The following is a 17,979-nucleotide window of genomic DNA, read 5'->3' as shown; positions in this document are numbered from 1 at the left end:
GAATAAATTGACGGCGATTATAGCTTAACTTAATTGATTAGGAATTTGTTTATTTTGGTGCATTGCGCAAATGCCTTCAACGCTACCATATACCATACTGCGCACAGCCGCATCAGTGTAAAAAGCCATATGTGGTGTATGAACAACATTAGGAAATTGGCGTAGATAAGCCATTTCACGGTTGGAGATTATATCGGTTTTCAAATCTTGATGAACGATACCTTCTTCGTATTCCATACAGTCAAGACCTAATGCACCGATTTTTTTATTTTCAATGCCTTCGATTAAGTCTTCCATTTTCATGAGTCCGCCACGTGCGCAATTGATGATTACTACATTTTGTTTCATTTTGGCAATGCTGTCTTTATTGATTAAATGATAAGTATCTTTTGTCAGTGGCAAATGCAGTGAAATGATATCGCATTCTTTATAAATCGTATCTAAATCTACATATTCAGCGATTTTTTTCACATCTTCATTTTGGCTTAAATTGTAAGCGAGAAGTTTACAGCCAAAGCTTGCTAAATACTGTAATACCATTTTGCCAATTCTGCCTGTGCCTAAAATGCCGACTGTTAAGTCTTTGATTTGACGACCTTGCAATCCTTCTAGTGAAAAATCGTTTACGTTCGTTCTCCATAAAGAAGCTTTATAATGGCGCAAGCAAAGCAATATCATCATTATTGTGTATTCAGCCACGCTATTTGGTTCATAAGAAACGTTGCAGACATGAATGCCGATTTTTTTAGCGTATTCGACATCTATGTGATTGTAACCGATAGTGCGTGTAGCTAAATATAAAATACCATGTGCTTTTAAAGCGTCGAGCATTTTAGCGTCATATTTATATTGTCCTAAAATGGTAACACCTGTATAACCGTCTACTAAATCAATATTATCTGGTGTAAGCATTTCTTTACTGCAACTTATTTCTACATTTAATTTTTTAGAAATGGCAGAGAAAAAGTCGATTTCATCATCGCGTACTTCAAAGGCATAGATTTTCATTAAATTGCTCCTTAATTTTTATTTAATAGTTAAGATTTTTAAAGATTTAAATTTAAAAATTATATAAAAATAATATATGTCTATTTTTATATAAAGTAATAAATATAAAATACTTATATTCTATCACCATATGGCAATGATTTAATATAATCTTCCATAAATTTCCAATTTGGAACATATCCTTTCTTAGAATATGTATAAGTGTTATCAATAAAGGGTGTTCCATCTAAATTATGTTTAATTGGGAGTTTAATTATTGATTTTCCAAATTTTTTTATATCATGGGGTTTTCTACCATAAGACCATCGATATTTATCTTTCATGATAATAGTACATAGAAATATTGCAAGGGAAGGACTCATCTCATATTGTTTAATATAGAAAGCTGTAATATCATGACTACAAGTAAACTGTTCTTTTTGATAGAAAGCATTACATACCGAGCCATTTACAGTTACAGCAATACAATTTCCTTGATATAATTTTTTTTCTAATGTATTATCTTCATTTCCGATTTTATCCCAACTTTTAATATCTTCTAAAGAATAAAATTCAGTTACTCCATTATTAGATTCAGTAGATGCTAAAAATGGGATTTTACCTTCTATAGAATGTTCAGGTTTTTTGTTATAAAAACCACCTCTTAATTCAAAAATATCATTTAAAATAAATTCTTTCCAATCATCATATATTAATGGTAATACATCATAATTATGATTCTTTGTTGTCAAAGGTTTATGATGTAATGATTTTATATAATTTTCCATAAAATTCCAATCAGGTTCATGGTTTTTAGTTGGTAACTTTAACTCAATATATGGCAAGGTTTTATTTGCTTGCCTGCCAAAGCTATAACGATACTTATTTTTCATTATGATAGTACATATATATAGTTTGACTTCCATTGACATATTTTTTTTGTATTTGCTTTTAGGGATTAACAGATATAAATCTCGCCCGCTATAGAACGGTTCATTTTGTACAAATGTAGATAACACACTACTCCCACCACTAGCAACAGTAATAATTCCTGCATCTTGTGGTTTTAAACCTTCTATTAGTTTTACATATGCTGTAACCCCATTATTATCTTTTGAACGGGACACAAAGTTTACAGAATCAGGATCTTTTTTTGTGGTTTCAATACAAGCATTTAATTCTAAATTAACACCGTAAACAACATCAAATAAATCGTTTATTTGATATTGATGCCATTTTTTAAATTCAAGATTCATAAATTTTGCCCTCTCTTATTAAATATGCAAGATAATTATTAAGTGTCTGTTGAAAATCTTCTTGACAAAGAGTAGAATAATCTGTTTTCATATATGCTTCGCAAAGCCATTCATCTTTACCAGAAACTTCTGCGGTGGCAGATAAACCATCTACTACCTTATGATTTCTAAATAATTTTAGCCATTCGTTCTCAATCGCTTTCCATTTACTGTTACCATTTTCATCAAATTGTTCTACACGTCCAAGATTTTTTTTCTTTTTAAATCCATCTTCTTTATAATAACCAAAAAATGTTTCTTTCACGGTTCCATCTGCTTTTATATGTGGTTCACCTAATGTAAATACCATACAACAAGCTGATGCAGATGCTCCAGGATAAAAAATATCATTTGGAAGTGTAAAAACAGCTTCTAATGTATTGTTTTTTAGCATAGAAACTTTTTGTGATTGAATAATAGTTTTATTACCAATTGCTGTTGCAACTGGTAATAAAACAGCCATTTTTACAGTTTTATGAGGTAATCCATCTTTTTCTCTTTTATCATTAATTTCTTTAATTACATCTGAAAGGAAATGAACAAAAACTAGTCCTTTTGTTGGATCTTCTTTGCCATTTTTTGATTTTCCCCAATCAATTTTATATTTTTCGGGAATACCAATTGGCTTTGCATTATAAGGTGGATTCATAAGAATAATATCTGGATTTGCTTTTATAATAAATTGTTTACAATAAAAACAATTACCAAATTTTATATTACTGTTTCCATCGCCATGAATTAACATATTTGTCGTTGAAAGACCATACGCTTTTTCTTCTATTTCAATACCGTAAATATGTTCTTCTTTTACTTTTTTCATAAGAGATAATGCTTCGTCTTCTGTTTTTCCTCGTCTACAATCAGCTAGCTCTTTTACCATTGCTTGTACTAAAAAAGAACCGCTTCCACATGTTGCATCTAATATACGTTTTGTGCGGTCTACACCTGTAATTCTGCACATAAATTCTGTGATATGGTCGGGTGTAAAAGCTTGATTTTTGTCTGCTTTTCCAGTGTATTTGTTAAAGGCAATAAAAAACATATTTAAAATGTCTTGCCCTTCTGAACTATCTGTATCAATGTATCTATATATTTTTAAAATGATTGTTTCAAGAATTTCAGTCCAATCATCGGTTTTTAAAGCTCTAACTTTTTGATTTTCTAAAATATTTTTTTGAAGTAATTCAATCTTTTTAGCTTTATTGTCAGAACCATCTAGTAAGTCTGATAATACACCTTCAATTGCGCCTCGGATACCTTTAGGAGTCATTAAAATCCATATTTCTTTTAAAGAATTTACGAATTCTTTTGTGATTAAAACAATACCTTTTTTCTTTATAATATCCTTAATATATAATAAACAGGTTCCTACAAATTGGCTACGAAGATGTTCATCTATATCTTTTTTGTGCAGTAATTCATTTAAAGAATAAGTATTTTTCAGTACAGTTTCTCTATCATTAGATTTATTTATTTTAAATAGTTTAACATAATGGGACATTTTATCTAATACTGTTTCATTGATTAATAAGTGTTCATTATCAATAAATGATTTCCAAACTTTGATTTTATCATTTGTTGTATTAGCTAAGATACAGATTACTTTTTTAGTTGGATGAAGTGCCTTTTCTTCTTCTAAATAATCTTTTAGTTGTTTTTCATCATTAAGAATAAAATGTTGTTTTGTTTCAACTAAAACCACAATATCATCATATTCAAACCGGATATCTAATTTAAAGTGGGAAACAGGATGACCAACTTTTTTTTCTAATTGAGTTTTTCCACCAGCAGCGTAAACATAACTATATTCACCTGTTTCTGTATTGCTAGTTAAAAACTCCTTTCCAATAGTTTCTATTATATTATATCTAAGCATGTTTATATTCACCTTTTGTCGATTATATTTTATAGTATAGTTGTCTGTAAGAAAGTCAAAAAAAGCTTGTAAATATATTTATGTATTTTTTTTAGTCCTTTTTAAATATATATTAAATATATATTTATTAATAAATTATGGTTATAGAAATAAATATAAATTTATATATAATTTGCATATATAAATTATATATAAATTATATATAGTGTCAAGATATAGCATAAAAACGTTTTGCTATTTTAATATATCATTAAGAGTAGAATTAAATAGTAAAAAAATAAATATATCTATATAAAAAGAGTTTGGTTAATCCAAACTCTTTTTATATAGATATATTTATTTTTTATTTAAAAGAACAACTGTCTCAACATGTCCTGTTTGTGGGAACATATCTACAGGTTGGATTTCCAATGCTTTGTAACCGAGTTCATCTAAGATAGCGATGTCGCGAGCAAGTGAAGCTGGGTTACAAGATACATAAACAATGCGTTTTGGTTGCATTGCCGCAAAGGTTTTTAATACTTCAGGAGCACAACCAGCACGTGGTGGGTCTGTTACGATTACATCAGGGCGCAATCCTTTGCGATAAAGTTGAGGCATGAGTTTTGCAGCATCGCCTGTTAAAAATTCAGCATTTTTTATGTTGTTATCGCGTGCATTAGCGATAGCATCGCGGATTGCTTCCGGTACGATTTCCATACCGTATACTTTTTTGGCTTTTTGAGCTAAGAATAAGGAGATTGTTCCGGTACCGCAATAACCGTCGATAACTGTTTCTTTACCAGTGAGATTTGCGTATTTTAAAGCACATTCATATAATTTTTCAGCTTGTTCAGTGTTTACTTGGAAGAAAGATAATGCGGAAATCTTAAATTTCAAACTGCCTAGTCTATCAGTTATATGAGAAGAACCCCATAAGATTTTGCATTCTTTGCCCATGATGATGTTATTTCTGCCTGTATTGATGTTTTGGACAATGCTAGTGAGATTAGGAATTTTACTGCGCAAGAAATTTACGATTTCACGAACGCGAGGAATTTTAGGTTGAGCTGTGACGAGTACGACCATAGCTTGTGTTTCATCGCGATTTGTGCGGCCGACAACATGGCGCAAAAGTCCATAATGAGTTTTTTCATCGTAAACACTTAGTTTAAATTTTGTTGCCATTTCACGAACTGCATTGGCAATTACATTATTAGTGTGTTTTTGAATATGGCACATTTCAGTGTTAATGATATTATGTGAACTATGAGCATAACAGCCTACAATGATACCATCTTTTTTTGTGCGACCGATAGGAAATTGCATTTTATTGCGATAATGCCATTCATTTACAGAAGGCATTGTTGGGTGAATTATGATGTCTTTTTTTATAGCGATGTGTTCCATCATGTCGATGACTTTTTGTTGTTTAGCATGAAGTTGAGCATCGTAGGAATAATGTTGAAGCTGGCAAGCACCGCAATCATCATAAACGGAACAAATTGGTTTAATTCGGTCAGATGCTTTTTCGATTATAGAGACGATTTCACCTGTAGCATAATTTTTTTTGACTAAAGTGATTTTAGCTTCGACTGTTTCACCTGGAAGTGCATAAGGTACAAATACAGTGAAATTTTCATAGCGACCAACGCCTTCACCACTTTGTCCCATACCGGTTATTTTTATTTCATATTTCTGCCCTAATTGAACAGGAATTTTTGTTTTCATTAAGTAAAAAATCCTTTCTGTTATAGCTTATTTATAAAAATTTACTGCTGTTAATAGTTCCAGTGGAGAATTGATTAAAACATCAGCACCATTTTCTTTTAATTCGTCAGATGTTCTAAAGCCCCATAATACGCCTACAGCAAGCATATCAGCATTTACAGCTGTCTGCATATCTACACCGGAGTCACCGAGATATGCTATTTCTTGCGGTGCTATATCCCAATTTTTAGCGATGGCAAGGACTTTGCCTGGGTCTGGTTTGCGTTTTAATCCTGCTTTATCACCGATGATTTGGCTAAAGGTATTTTCATCAAATAAAGTTTTGATGATTGCTTTAGCGGCTTCATCGTGTTTATTAGTACAAACACCGAGTTTTATATCTTTATCTTTTAATGTTTGGAGTAACTGTATGATATCTGCGTATGGACGTGTTTTATCGAGATTGTGCTTAGCATAAATAGCTTTGAATTTTTCGAGTGCTTCATCGAGTAAATCTTGTTTATCGGCAGGTAAAGAGCGTTCCATTAGTTTTCGTATGCCGTTGCCTACGCGGTATTTATAGCTTTCAATATCATAAGTTGGCAAGTTATAAGAAGCAAGCACTTTATTTACGCTATCGGCTAAATCATTGAGTGAATTTATGAGTGTTCCATCTAAGTCGAAGATGACGGCTTTATACTGTATATCTTTTGTTGCTTTATTTAAATTTTCCATAGAAATCATCCTTTCTCTGTGATTATTTCTTGTAAAATGGCAGCAATGTTTTTTAATTTCCATGGCTGCATTTTCAAAACGGGTATTGCTTTTTTATATTGATGAACAGTTGCCATGATGATTACATCGCTTGTATCGTGGCTTAAATCGGCACAGTGGCGAGATATGGCAACTTCACCGCCTTTGCTTAAAAAAGTCTGCTTTAAAATATTAGCAGCTTTGCTATTAACATCTGTAAGCTTAATGACTTTAAAGAGAGCTTTGTCTTTCATTATAGCAATACCGGCAGAAGTGCAGTCGATTTTTGTCATTTCTTCAATGGCTTGAGCGCTCGTTTTAATATCTAAAATTTGCGGTTTGAAAATATCATTCATAATAATTTCCTTCAGTGTAATTTAAAGACAGGTAATAAATACCTGTCTTTTATTTGAATTATGCAAGATATGGATTGTTTTGTTTTTCCCATTCAATGACGCTAGGGCCACCATGACCTGGGAATACATGCATTTTAGGGTCTAGTGTGAGGATTTTTGTTTTTAAGCTAGAAACTAAATCCGTCATAGAACCTGTTGGAAAATCTGTTCTGCCGATAGAACCAGCAAACAGTGAGTCACCGCTAACGACGATATTTTCACCAACGAGGCAAATTCCGCCAGGCGTATGACCTGGTGTATGAATTACTTTAAATTGGCAGTTGCCAAAAGAGATGATATCGTTTTCATGAAGCAGAATATCGGCTGGTTGAGAGATGATTACTCTACCCATGTAACCAGATATGGAAAGGTTGAGCTGTGGGTCAGTGAGCATAGCGACATCATCAGCATGGATGGCAAGTTTTGCATGAAGCGCTTCGCCTAGCTGTTTATTAGCGCCGATATGGTCAGCATGGCCGTGTGTGTTTACGATGTATTTTATAGTGAGATTTAATTTTTGTACGGCTTTTAAAATGCGGTCAGCTTCATCGCCTGGGTCGACGATAATGCCTTCAAGCGATTGTTCATCATAAATGATATAGCAATTTTCCATAATAGGCCCTACAGTTAAAGATATTATTTTCAAGTTGATTTTCTCTCCTTAATCTTTATTTGAAGAACTGCTGAGTGTGCGTCGTACGCTGTACACGTCTTTGACGCGTCGCAATGTGTTCATTAATTGTTCAGTGCGTGCTGTATTTTTCGTATGGAATGTTATCGTCATGACGGCTGTTTTATTGCTTGGAATGCTACGTGATACAATATTATCTATATTGATTTTAGCATCAGATATGCGAGATAAGATTTCTGTTAAAATGCCTTGGCGGTCATAACAGCCGAGTTCTATTGATACAGGATAAGATAATTGGTCGGTGCTGATGTCCCAGCTTACATCGATTATACGCATCATATCATTGCCTTCGCGCAAGACGTTTGGACAATCGGCACGGTGAACAGAAACGCCTTTACCGCGTGTTATATAACCGATAATCTGGTCGCCAGGAATAGGGTTACAGCATTTGGCAAGATGTACAAGAAAACCATCTTCTCCTTCGACTAAAATACCTTGGTTAGATTTTTTCTTTGGATTTTTTGGTTTGATTTTTTCTAGCATCTGAGTGATATCTGGCGGTGTAACTTCTTGCAAATCCTTTTTATGGAAAGCAATCAGCTTAGTCATGATGCTATTTATAGTGATACCGCCATAGCCAATGCCTGCGAGCATATCATCTATGGATTGGATATTCATTTTTTTAGCTACTTGAAGTAAGCGGTCATTTTTTGTTAAATCTTTGAAATTATAGCCAAGATGTTTTGCTTCGTTTTCAAGCAATTCCATTCCACGAGCGATATTTTCTTCACGGCGTTGTTTTTTGAACCACTGGCGGATTTTCGTTCTCGTTTGAGATGAAGCAACGATGTTGAGCCAGTCAGGACTAGGACCATTGTTTTGTTTATTAGTTATTACAGATACAACATCGCCATTTTGTAATTTATATTCAAGTGGTACGATTTTACCATTTACTTTAGCGCCAACGCAGTGATTGCCGATATCTGTATGAATGTGATAAGCAAAGTCGATTGGATTAGAACCTTTTGGTAAATTGATAACATCACCGCGTGGGGTGTAAACAAATACTTCATCAGAGAAAATATCAATTTTTAAGGCTTCAAAGTATTCGCGTGGGTCAGAAAATTCATCTTGTAAAGTTATCATTTGGCGAAGCCAAGAAAGCTTTTTATCGTAATTGCTATTAGCGCCGATACTCTTGTTGCCAGCTTCTTTGTATTTCCAGTGAGCGGCGATACCGTATTCAGAAACGGCGTGCATGGCAAATGTACGAATTTGAATTTCAAGTGGAATAGCATTGTCTGTGATTACCGTTGTATGCAGAGATTGGTAACCGTTTGTTTTTGGCACAGCGATATAATCTTTAAATCTGCCAGGCAATGGTTTCCACATAGCGTGGATGATACCCAATACAGTGTAGCAATCAGGTATTGTCTTAACGAGTACACGTACAGCGAGTAAGTCGAATATATCGGAAAAATCTTTATGGCTGTTTTTCATCTTGCGATAAATACTATAGAAATGTTTAGCACGGCCTTTGATTTCGCCTTTCAAATGAACTTTATCAAATTCTTTTTGAATTTTAGCGATGGATTCATTGATAAAAGCTTGACGTTCTGCACGTTTTTGTTGTACTTTATCTACTAAATCATAATAAGTTTCTGGTTCTAAATAGCGCAAACATAAATCTTCAAGTTCACATTTTATATTAGAAATACCTAAGCGATTAGCAAGTGGCGCGTAAACTTCTAGTGTTTCTTTAGCAATGCGTTTTTGTTTTTCTTCACGCATATATTTTAAAGTACGCATATTGTGCAAACGGTCAGCGAGTTTTATCATGATGACACGGATATCTTTTGCCATTGCCAAAAACATCTTGCGATACGTTTCAAGCTGTTGGTCTTCTTTAGACTTGTATTTCATTTTGCTCAGTTTAGTAACGCCGTCAATGAGCATAGCTACTTCTTCACCAAAGAGTTCTTTCATTTGGTCTATGGTATAAATGGTATCTTCTACTACATCATGTAATAAAGCTGCGGCAATTGTTACATCATCAATGTGCAATTCAGTTAAAATCATAGCAACATGTAATGGATGTGTTATGTATTTTTCGCCAGATACACGAGTTTGGTTGGCGTGAGCTTCATTTGCTAGATTGTAGGCTTTTAAAATTAAGTCGAAATTGGCATTGGAATTATAAGATTTTACAGCATCAATAATATCATTAATAGAAATATCGACATTTTTATCAGTCATTTTTTTCAACTCCAAACATTTATAAAACAATATAGTACAAATATCAACAACAAATATCTTAGAAGGATTTTAGCTATATAATAAAGAAATTATAAAACCATGATAATATATATGTATAACATAATCAAGCAAAATAGATATTTTAGCAAGATAAACAAATTATTTACAAGTAAAAGGTGTGATAAGAATGAATTTAAAAGCAGATAGTTTTAAACAGTATTTGGCTGAAAAAGGTATTACTTATTTTAGAGTAGAAGAAATAAAAAATGAAATAGTAGAAGATAATAATGCGCAAACGAATAATAATAATGGTAGAGTTACTTTTCATACATATGTAAAAGTGTTTGGACAGAAATTGCCTGCAGTGGTAGTAATTGATGATAGTATATATACCGTAGTTAGAGTACAGGTTATACCTGATGTTAGTTTTATAAAAAATAAAGATGAATTCGTACGTTGTGTTAATGAAATGAATATAACTTACAAAGCTATCAAGTATTATTTAGGCATGGATGATGCATTGTATTTAGACATGTATATACCAGGTAGTAAAAATGAACTTGATGGTGATTTGGTTATTGAGCTTTTAAGTGCTATAAATAGTCATTTAGAACAAGAATATCCAAATTGGATGAAACTTCTTTGGAGTTAAGAAAATAAAAGCTATTGTTTATAAAAAAACGATAGCTTTTTTTATAGATAACAGTAGACTTATTAGCTTGACACTATTTCTAAAAACCTTTAAAATATCTTTTATGAGCGTGAACAAAGTCTTCGGGCTTTTTTATTTTGTCATGAGATAATTAACGCTAAAATGTATTTGCTGTGGAAACTTCGGCAGATTTATTTTATGTACATTTTGTACAAAAGTTTCTAATCTAAACTGATTAAAAAATATTATCAAAAAATTCAAAGTAAAGGGGGGTGAAGATTATCGTTGAATTAATATTAGCGATAATACTTGCACTTGTTGTCGGCTTGGGCGTAGGGTATTGGCTGAGAAAACGAAGTGCAGAAGCACAAATTGGTTCTGCTGAAATTGAAGCAAAGCGAATAATAAGCGAAGCAGAAAAACAGATTGAAACCAAGAAAAAAGAAGCTACTCTTGAAGCAAAAGAAGAAATACACAAAATGCGTCAAGAGCTCGATCGTGATACAAAAGACCGCAGAAATGAACTTTCCCGTCAGGAACGTCGTTTAATGCAGAAAGAAGAAAATTTAGACCGTAAAATCGATTCTTTAGAAAGAAAAGAAGAAAGTTTAAATCGTAAAGAAAGCGAAATAGATAAATCGCAAGCACGTATTGAAGCATTGCATGCTAAGCAAATGGAAGAATTAGAACGTATATCTGGTCTTACAAGTGAAGATGCTCGTTCAATGCTTTTAGCTGATGCAGAAATTGAAATCAAACATGATAAAGCTGTTATGATTAAAGAATATGAACAGCAAGCAAAAGATGAAGCAGAAAAACGCGCACGAAATATCATTTCACAAGCGATTCAAAGATGTGCGGCTGACCACGTAGCAGAAACGACTGTTTCTGTAGTAGCATTGCCAAATGATGAAATGAAGGGTCGTATAATTGGTCGTGAGGGCAGAAATATTCGTGCTCTTGAAACACTTACAGGCATTGATTTAATCATTGATGATACACCAGAAGCTGTTATTTTATCTGGTTTTGACCCAGTTCGTCGTGAAATTGCTCGCATTGCATTAGAAAAACTCATTGCAGATGGACGTATTCATCCAGCACGCATTGAAGAAATGGTAGAAAAAGCTCGTAAAGAGGTTGACCAGCGTATTAAAGAAGCTGGTGAACAAGCTTGCTTTGAAACTGGTGTACATGGTTTACATCAAGAATTGGTAAAATTATTAGGCCGTTTGAAGTACCGTACAAGTTATGGTCAAAATGTACTTAATCATTCAGTTGAAGTTGCTCATTTAGCTGGTGTTATGGCGGCAGAATTAGGCGTTGATGTAGCACTTGCAAAACGCAGTGGCCTTTTACATGATATCGGTAAAGCAATTGACCATGAAGTTGAAGGACCGCATGTCACAATCGGTGCTGATTTAGCGAAGAAATATCGTGAATCAGCTGATGTAGTAAATGCAATAGCAGCTCATCATGGTGATGAAGAAGCAAAAACAGTAGAAGCTGTACTTGTTGCTGCTGCTGATGCTGTTTCAGCTGCTCGTCCAGGTGCAAGACGCGAAAGCCTGGAATCTTACTTAAAACGTTTGAAACGTTTAGAAGAAATTGCTGAATCCTTTGAAGGCGTTGAACGTTCTTTTGCTATTCAAGCAGGTAGAGAAATTCGCATTATGGTAAAACCAGATAAGATGGATGACCTTTCTACTATAGCTTTAGCGCATGATATAACTAAGAAAATTGAAGCTGAACTGGAATATCCAGGTCAGATTAAAGTAACTGTAATCAGAGAAACTCGTGTTGTTGATTACGCAAAATAAATGAAACAAACAGTTGTTATTTGAGTGAAAATGAATAACAACTGTTTTTTTATCATGTATTTAAGTTGGTTATTAGATAAAAATTTTTATTTTGCTGTTTGCATTGTTAGCATATAAGCTATAAAATAATAGAAACAGGACTTTGCTGAAAGATTAGTGAGGTTAACCAAAAATAATATGAAGATGAAAATAAAACAACAAAAAAAACCAAATATGGATTGTATAAATTTGTTGACTTCTATTTTATTATGTTATCCAGAAATAAGTGAGATATCTGTTGAGCCTGAAAATGAAGAAGTTTATATCAGTTATACAATTAATGAAATTTTAAGTAATACGGAATTAAAGCAAATAAAAGAATTTATACAAGATAGTATCTTGACATATCAGTATTTAGAAGATTTGATACCAGAAAAAAATGATGTTGTATTAGAAGTAAAGGAAAAAGCAACATTTATAAATATCATTAGAGATGTAAAGACTTTCTCACATGGAGAATTAAGATTACTCAATGAAATAATTAAAGATAAATTTGGTAAGAAGTTAATTAATGAATTAGATTATGTACCATTAGTTAATACGAGTGTTTTAACGCAATTAGAACTCATAGATACCATGCTGGGAAGTTTGAAAATAAATCCTGTTGAAGAAAAAATGGTAGGTATTAGAGAAAATGGCAGGGTAATTGTTTATAACAAATAATGGAGGTTTAGTTTTGAAATTTTTAATAGTTGGTGATGTATGTGGTCGTCCTGGTAGGGAGACATTTCGTAAGTATATACCACAGCTTCGCAAGGAACATAATATAGATGTAGTTGTAGTAAATGGTGAAAATATGGCTGGGGGCAGAGGCATCAGTCGAAAAACATTAGATGAAGTGTATGCTGCTGGAGCAGATATAGTAACATCTGGTAATCATATTTGGGACCAAAGAGAAATCACATCATTTATTGATGATGAGCCATTTTTAATTCGTCCTGCTAATTATCCAGAAGGTGCACCAGGCAAAGGATTTTGCCTTTATCCATTTAAAGCAAAGACCGTTGGCGTAATTAATGTTTCCGGTAGAACTTTTATGCCACCGATGGATTGCCCTTTTCAAAAAGTAGATGAAATATTGAAAGAAATAAAAGATAGATGTGATATTATTCTTGTGGATATACATGCAGAAGCAACTTCGGAAAAAATTGCTATGGGTTTTTATCTTGACGGCAAAGTAACTTGTGTAGTAGGTACTCATACGCATGTACAAACAGCAGATAATCGTCTTTTACCAAAAGGAACGGCGTATATCAGTGATTTGGGCATGGTAGGACCATATAATTCTAGTTTAGGTGTAAATGTAAATAACGCTATTGATAAATTCATTACATGTAGACCAGTACGTTTCGAAATGGCATCTGGTCCAAATGTATTCAGTGCTGTTGTCTTAGAAGTAGATGATAAAACAAATAAAGCAGTGTCTATAGAGCGAATTTTGTTTAATGAAAATGATGTATAGTTGTAATCATTAAAAAGAGGATTTTTGATACTTTTGGCGAAATAAATAGTAATTCCTAATTCTTTAAGTCTTTGAAGGGTGTGCTAATCATGGAAGTTTTAAAAGTATCAACAAAATCCAATCCAAATTCTGTTGCAGGTGCATTAGCAGGAGTATTGAGAGAATCTGGAACTGCTGAATTGCAGGCTATCGGAGCAGGTGCACTTAACCAAGCTATTAAAGCTGTAGCGATTGCTCGCGGCTTTGTTGCTCCACATGGTATAGATTTGATTTGTATACCAGCTTTTGCTGATATTCAGATTGATGGACAAGAGCGTACAGCAATAAAACTTATTGTTGAACCAAGATAAGGACAATTACATGTGGTTTCCCATTCGGCAGATATCTGCCGAATGGGAGTAGCTATTGTAATTATTAGGAATTTATATAAGCAGATTAGATTTAATATAAATAACGAAAAATTCAAAAAATATTTGTAAAGGAGTTAGTCTGTATGGATGTTATAGCCTTAGTCGGTCCTAGTGGCACAGGAAAATCACATCGAGCTTTAATGGTCGCGCGCCAAAATAAAGCTGATGCTATTATAGATGATGGTATTTTAATTAAAAATAATAAAATAATAGCGGGACATTCTGCTAAACGAGAAGCAAGTAAAATAATGGCGATAAGGAGAGCCGTTTTTGTTGTTCCTGGTCATGCTGAAGAAGTAAAAGAAGCAATAAAAACAGTAAAGCCAGAGCGAATTTTAATTTTAGGTACATCAGAAAACATGGTGCATAGAATTGATAAAGCGCTTGAATTGCCACCTATTAGCAAAATCATAAATATTGCTGATATAGCTACAAAAGCAGAAATGGCAAAGGCGCAATTTTATCGCAATAAAGAGGGTAAACATATAATTCCAGTACCAACGATAGAACTTAAATCACATTTTTCTGGTTATTTAGTAGACCCAATACAGTCTTTTTTCAAAAAATCGAGTACAAAACGACGTCGTTTAGGTGAAAAATCTATCGTACGCCCTATATTCAGTTATTATGGACGTTTGATAATTGATGATACTACTATTGTAGAGATTATAAAATACATTGCTAAAGATAAAACATTTGATTTTAAACCGAGTCATATTCATCTAACACATATTTGGGAAGATGGAGAAGACAAAGGTATAAAACTTTCTTTTCAAGTTGTGTTGAAATATGGTAATCATATACCGACATTAATTCGTGCTATTCAAAAGAAAATTAAAGAAGTAATAGAATATATGACGGGTATGATTGTTCATGATATAAATATTATTGTAAAAGGATTGCGCTTTGCATAAATAAATATTGAGTATATTGAAGATAGTTAAATTTGTATTTAACTATCTTTTTTTGTATCGATACAATTAATGGATTTTTTACTTATTTGATTGACTTTTATAATAGTGGAAATTATAATTTTAAACAAATATTTTGCAAATGAGGTTGATTTGATGGCAGAAAATTATAAAGCACTAACAATAGCAGGTTCTGATACTTCAGGTGGAGCAGGTATGGAAGCCGATTTAAAAACATTTGAAGAGATGGGCGTATATGGTATGGTTGTCCTTACCGTTATCGTGGCACAAAATCCAAAAGATTGGGCACATGATATCTTTCCAATTGAATTGGATACGGTTAAAAGACAATTAGCAACTGTAGGTGATGGCATTGGTATAAATGCTATGAAAACAGGTATGTTGAGCTCAGCTAAATTAGTTGATACAGTAGAAGAAGCTATAAAAAAATATAATTTCAAAAATGTTGTTATTGACCCGGTTATGGTATGTAAAGGCATAGATGCTATAATGGTGCCAGAAGCAGCAAAAGCGATTAAGGCAAAATTAATACCGTTTGCTGATGTAGTAACACCGAATACAGTAGAAGCGGCATATATCGCTGATATGGAAAAAGTAGAAACGGTAGAAGATATCAAAGAAGCTTGTATTAAAATCAATAAATTAGGTGCTAAGAATATCATCATAAAATCAGGTAGCCGCGTAGAAGGCGATTATATGGTTGATGTATTATTCGATGGTAAAGATTTTACTATTGAGCGTAAATTGAAGCAGAAGAATATATACAATAGCGGAGCAGGTTGCACATTCTCAGCTGCTATAACGGCAGGACTTGCAAAAGGTTTGAGCGTTAATGAAGCATTTAAAGCAGCACAAAACTTTATAGATAAAGCAGTGGCAAATTCATTTAAAATCAATGAATTTACAGGTGCATTAGCTCATTGGAAAACTAGATAAATAAGATAAAAGATGTTACACGAGTAAGTGTAACATCTTTTTTTATACAAAATTTTTAAAAATGTAGTTTTATATAAAAGGGTTAAAAATTTTATTATTAGAATTGTTATAATAAATATGTCAGTTTAGGTTGTTCTGTGTTAAGAGTAGAAAGTAGGTGAATTTATGAATAAGCGAAAAATTACTGTATGTATATTAATTGTTTTAATAATAATAGTGGTAAGTGCTTTGTATTGTTATTATGAATTTAATGAAGAAAACAAATTAACAGCTAGTGGTACAGTAGAAGTGACTAAATATGATGTAACGCCACGGATTGCTGGTTATATACGCAATTTATCATATCAAGAAGGAGATTTTTTGACAGAAGGTGTTCTTGTTTGTCAAATAGATAGAGAAGATTTACAAAGGCAAAATGAAAGTGCTTGGCAAGCAGTACAGGTAGCTCAAGCAACTTTAGCCGATATGCAAAGAGGAGCACGAGAACAAGAAATTTTTATGGCAAAATCTCAGATTGATAAAACAAAAGCTGTTTATGATAAGACAAGGGCAGATTTAAATCGTAATGAACAACTATATGCTGTAGGTGGTATTAGTCGTCAGGAACTTGATAATGCTCATGAGGCTAATAATGTAGCAAAAGAAGATTATTTGTCAGCACAAGCCAATTATGATTTAGTGATGGAAGGAACACGTAAAGACCAAATAGTAGCGCAGGTAGCGGAAGTACAGCGTTTGATTGCAGCAGCTAAGGCAAATGAAGATTTAGTAAATAATATGAATTTATATAGTCCAGTAAGTGGTGTTATTATTAGCAAAAATTTTGAAAACAATGAATATATAAATGCAGGAGAAAGTGTTATAACAATAGCTGATTTAAAAGATTGTTGGATTAAAGTGTATATTTCTACAATGGATTTAGGCAAGGTATATATTGGACAAAAAGTTGAGCTCATGGTGGATGCTTTTCCACAAGAAAAATTTACAGGTAAAATTATTGAGATAAGTGATGAAGCTGAGTTTACACCACGAGAAAGTATTACTAAGGAAGAACGCGCAAATATGGTTTTTGCTGTAAAAATTAAAATTGAAAATATTGATAGTAAAATAAAAGCAGGTATGCCAGCGGATGTGATTTTCTGTGATTGAAATAAATAATATTAGCAAAAATTTTGGACAAGTAAGGGCTTTATCTAATTGTTCATTAAAAATAGCAGATAAAGCTATGATGATAATAGCAGGTGGCGATGGAGCTGGTAAGACAACGTTATTAAAAAGTATAATAGGGTTAATTATACCTGATAGGGGGCAGGTTTTAATTAATGGACAGTTACCTAAAACGCAAAAAAAATATTTTGGTTATATGGCACAACAATTTAGTTGGTATAAAAATTTGAGCGTTGATGAAAATATGATTTTATCTGCAACATTGTATGGGATGAATAAAGATGAGGCAAAGGAAAACTGTGCACGAATTTTAAAATTTGTTGGGCTATATCAGTTTAAAAAACGCTTAGCAGGAAAATTATCTGGTGGAATGAAACAAAAATTAGCATTAGCAGCAGCACTTGTGCATGAACCGAAATTTTTGCTTTTAGATGAGCCTTCAACAGGTGTTGACCCGGTGTCGCGTCAGGAGTTATGGGAGTTATTTCAACAGGTAAATGAGCAAGGTACGACAGTGATTATAACTACACCGTATTTTGATGAAGTAAATTATTGTAGAGAAATTATTTTAATGAATAATGGTAGAATTTTAATAAATAGTAGTTTAGCTGATTTGCAAAAGCAAAATAAAGGTTTTAATTTAGAAGACATTTATTTTAAATTAACAGAAAAGGGCGAATAA

General features: G+C 32.9%; 17 protein-coding genes. 9 read left to right on the top strand and 8 right to left on the bottom strand.

Annotated elements, in window-relative coordinates:
* Positions 1–24: 24 nt before the first annotated feature.
* From CKV65_RS06455 to CKV65_RS06420, 8 genes are all read right to left on the bottom strand, one after another.
* Positions 25–1,008, bottom strand: a complete 984-nt coding sequence (locus tag CKV65_RS06455) for a D-isomer specific 2-hydroxyacid dehydrogenase family protein (protein WP_027889852.1) — start codon at positions 1,006–1,008, stop codon at positions 25–27.
* A 113-nt stretch (positions 1,009–1,121) separates the two neighbouring features.
* Entirely contained in the window at positions 1,122–2,243 is a 1,122-nt protein-coding gene (locus CKV65_RS06450; RefSeq protein ID WP_027889851.1) for a restriction endonuclease subunit S, read from the bottom strand.
* Positions 2,233–4,158, bottom strand: a complete 1,926-nt coding sequence (locus tag CKV65_RS06445) for an HsdM family class I SAM-dependent methyltransferase (protein WP_027889850.1) — start codon at positions 4,156–4,158, stop codon at positions 2,233–2,235. The genes CKV65_RS06450 and CKV65_RS06445 overlap by 11 nt, the downstream gene beginning before the upstream one ends.
* Positions 4,159–4,494: 336 nt before the next feature.
* Positions 4,495–5,868 (bottom strand): 23S rRNA (uracil(1939)-C(5))-methyltransferase RlmD, encoded by a 1,374-nt coding sequence (rlmD, locus tag CKV65_RS06440; protein WP_027889849.1) that lies wholly within the window; start codon positions 5,866–5,868, stop codon positions 4,495–4,497.
* Between the two features lie 27 nt (positions 5,869–5,895).
* Complete coding sequence (locus CKV65_RS06435) at positions 5,896–6,552, bottom strand: HAD family hydrolase (protein WP_027889848.1); 657 nt, start codon at positions 6,550–6,552, stop codon at positions 5,896–5,898.
* A gap of 35 nt (positions 6,553–6,587) precedes the next feature.
* The gene (locus CKV65_RS06430; RefSeq protein ID WP_036254524.1) at positions 6,588–6,956 is read right to left on the bottom strand and encodes a hypothetical protein; all 369 of its coding nucleotides are present in this window, start codon (positions 6,954–6,956) and stop codon (positions 6,588–6,590) included.
* A 58-nt stretch (positions 6,957–7,014) separates the two neighbouring features.
* Positions 7,015–7,641, bottom strand: coding sequence for an MBL fold metallo-hydrolase (locus CKV65_RS06425; RefSeq protein WP_027889846.1), 627 nt, complete (start codon positions 7,639–7,641; stop codon positions 7,015–7,017).
* A gap of 15 nt (positions 7,642–7,656) precedes the next feature.
* Complete coding sequence (locus CKV65_RS06420; protein ID WP_027889845.1) at positions 7,657–9,882, bottom strand: RelA/SpoT family protein; 2,226 nt, start codon at positions 9,880–9,882, stop codon at positions 7,657–7,659.
* 187 nt (positions 9,883–10,069) lie between these two features.
* Here CKV65_RS06420 and CKV65_RS06415 point away from each other — a divergent pair, with 187 nt between their 5' ends.
* The 9 genes from CKV65_RS06415 (at position 10,070) to CKV65_RS06375 (ending at position 17,979) form a co-directional block, all read left to right on the top strand.
* Entirely contained in the window at positions 10,070–10,534 is a 465-nt protein-coding gene (locus tag CKV65_RS06415) for a hypothetical protein (protein ID WP_027889844.1), read from the top strand.
* Between the two features lie 272 nt (positions 10,535–10,806).
* Positions 10,807–12,351, top strand: a complete 1,545-nt coding sequence (gene rny, locus CKV65_RS06410; protein ID WP_027889843.1) for a ribonuclease Y — start codon at positions 10,807–10,809, stop codon at positions 12,349–12,351.
* A gap of 177 nt (positions 12,352–12,528) precedes the next feature.
* Complete coding sequence (locus tag CKV65_RS06405; protein WP_027889842.1) at positions 12,529–13,053, top strand: hypothetical protein; 525 nt, start codon at positions 12,529–12,531, stop codon at positions 13,051–13,053.
* A 13-nt stretch (positions 13,054–13,066) separates the two neighbouring features.
* A complete protein-coding gene (locus CKV65_RS06400; RefSeq protein ID WP_027889841.1) occupies positions 13,067–13,852 on the top strand; it encodes a TIGR00282 family metallophosphoesterase in 786 nt (261 codons plus the stop codon).
* An 89-nt stretch (positions 13,853–13,941) separates the two neighbouring features.
* Positions 13,942–14,202, top strand: a complete 261-nt coding sequence (locus CKV65_RS06395; protein ID WP_027889840.1) for a stage V sporulation protein S — start codon at positions 13,942–13,944, stop codon at positions 14,200–14,202.
* Positions 14,203–14,345: 143 nt separating this feature from the next.
* Positions 14,346–15,176 carry an Asp23/Gls24 family envelope stress response protein gene (locus tag CKV65_RS06390; RefSeq protein WP_027889839.1) on the top strand — a complete coding sequence of 277 codons (831 nt, stop codon included), beginning with the start codon at positions 14,346–14,348 and terminating at the stop codon, positions 15,174–15,176.
* 153 nt (positions 15,177–15,329) lie between these two features.
* On the top strand, positions 15,330–16,130 hold the full coding sequence (gene thiD / locus CKV65_RS06385) for a bifunctional hydroxymethylpyrimidine kinase/phosphomethylpyrimidine kinase (protein ID WP_036254520.1): 801 nt from the start codon (positions 15,330–15,332) through the stop codon (positions 16,128–16,130).
* 165 nt (positions 16,131–16,295) lie between these two features.
* Complete coding sequence (locus CKV65_RS06380) at positions 16,296–17,279, top strand: HlyD family secretion protein (RefSeq protein WP_027889837.1); 984 nt, start codon at positions 16,296–16,298, stop codon at positions 17,277–17,279.
* Positions 17,272–17,979 (top strand): ABC transporter ATP-binding protein, encoded by a 708-nt coding sequence (locus CKV65_RS06375; protein WP_051177591.1) that lies wholly within the window; start codon positions 17,272–17,274, stop codon positions 17,977–17,979. Before CKV65_RS06380 ends, CKV65_RS06375 begins: the two co-directional genes overlap by 8 nt.

The sequence above is a fragment of the Megamonas hypermegale genome (assembly GCF_900187035.1).
Taxonomy (GTDB): domain Bacteria; phylum Bacillota; class Negativicutes; order Selenomonadales; family Selenomonadaceae; genus Megamonas; species Megamonas hypermegale.
This window is presented reverse-complemented; position numbering and strand designations above follow the sequence as displayed.

Bases quoted from the DNA above. Each gene is read 5' to 3' on its own strand.
- thiD (WP_036254520.1), top strand. From the start codon at position 15,330: ATGGCAGAAAATTATAAAGCACTAACAATAGCAGGTTCTGATACTTCA.
- CKV65_RS06455 (WP_027889852.1), bottom strand. From the start codon at position 1,008: ATGAAAATCTATGCCTTTGAAGTACGCGATGATGAAATCGACTTTTTC.
- CKV65_RS06390 (WP_027889839.1), top strand. From the start codon at position 14,346: ATGGATGTTATAGCCTTAGTCGGTCCTAGTGGCACAGGAAAATCACAT.
- rlmD (WP_027889849.1), bottom strand. From the start codon at position 5,868: ATGAAAACAAAAATTCCTGTTCAATTAGGGCAGAAATATGAAATAAAA.
- CKV65_RS06450 (WP_027889851.1), bottom strand. From the start codon at position 2,243: ATGAATCTTGAATTTAAAAAATGGCATCAATATCAAATAAACGATTTA.
- CKV65_RS06380 (WP_027889837.1), top strand. From the start codon at position 16,296: ATGAATAAGCGAAAAATTACTGTATGTATATTAATTGTTTTAATAATA.
- CKV65_RS06445 (WP_027889850.1), bottom strand. From the start codon at position 4,158: ATGCTTAGATATAATATAATAGAAACTATTGGAAAGGAGTTTTTAACT.
- CKV65_RS06405 (WP_027889842.1), top strand. From the start codon at position 12,529: ATGAAGATGAAAATAAAACAACAAAAAAAACCAAATATGGATTGTATA.
- CKV65_RS06415 (WP_027889844.1), top strand. From the start codon at position 10,070: ATGAATTTAAAAGCAGATAGTTTTAAACAGTATTTGGCTGAAAAAGGT.
- CKV65_RS06395 (WP_027889840.1), top strand. From the start codon at position 13,942: ATGGAAGTTTTAAAAGTATCAACAAAATCCAATCCAAATTCTGTTGCA.
- CKV65_RS06420 (WP_027889845.1), bottom strand. From the start codon at position 9,882: ATGACTGATAAAAATGTCGATATTTCTATTAATGATATTATTGATGCT.
- CKV65_RS06430 (WP_036254524.1), bottom strand. From the start codon at position 6,956: ATGAATGATATTTTCAAACCGCAAATTTTAGATATTAAAACGAGCGCT.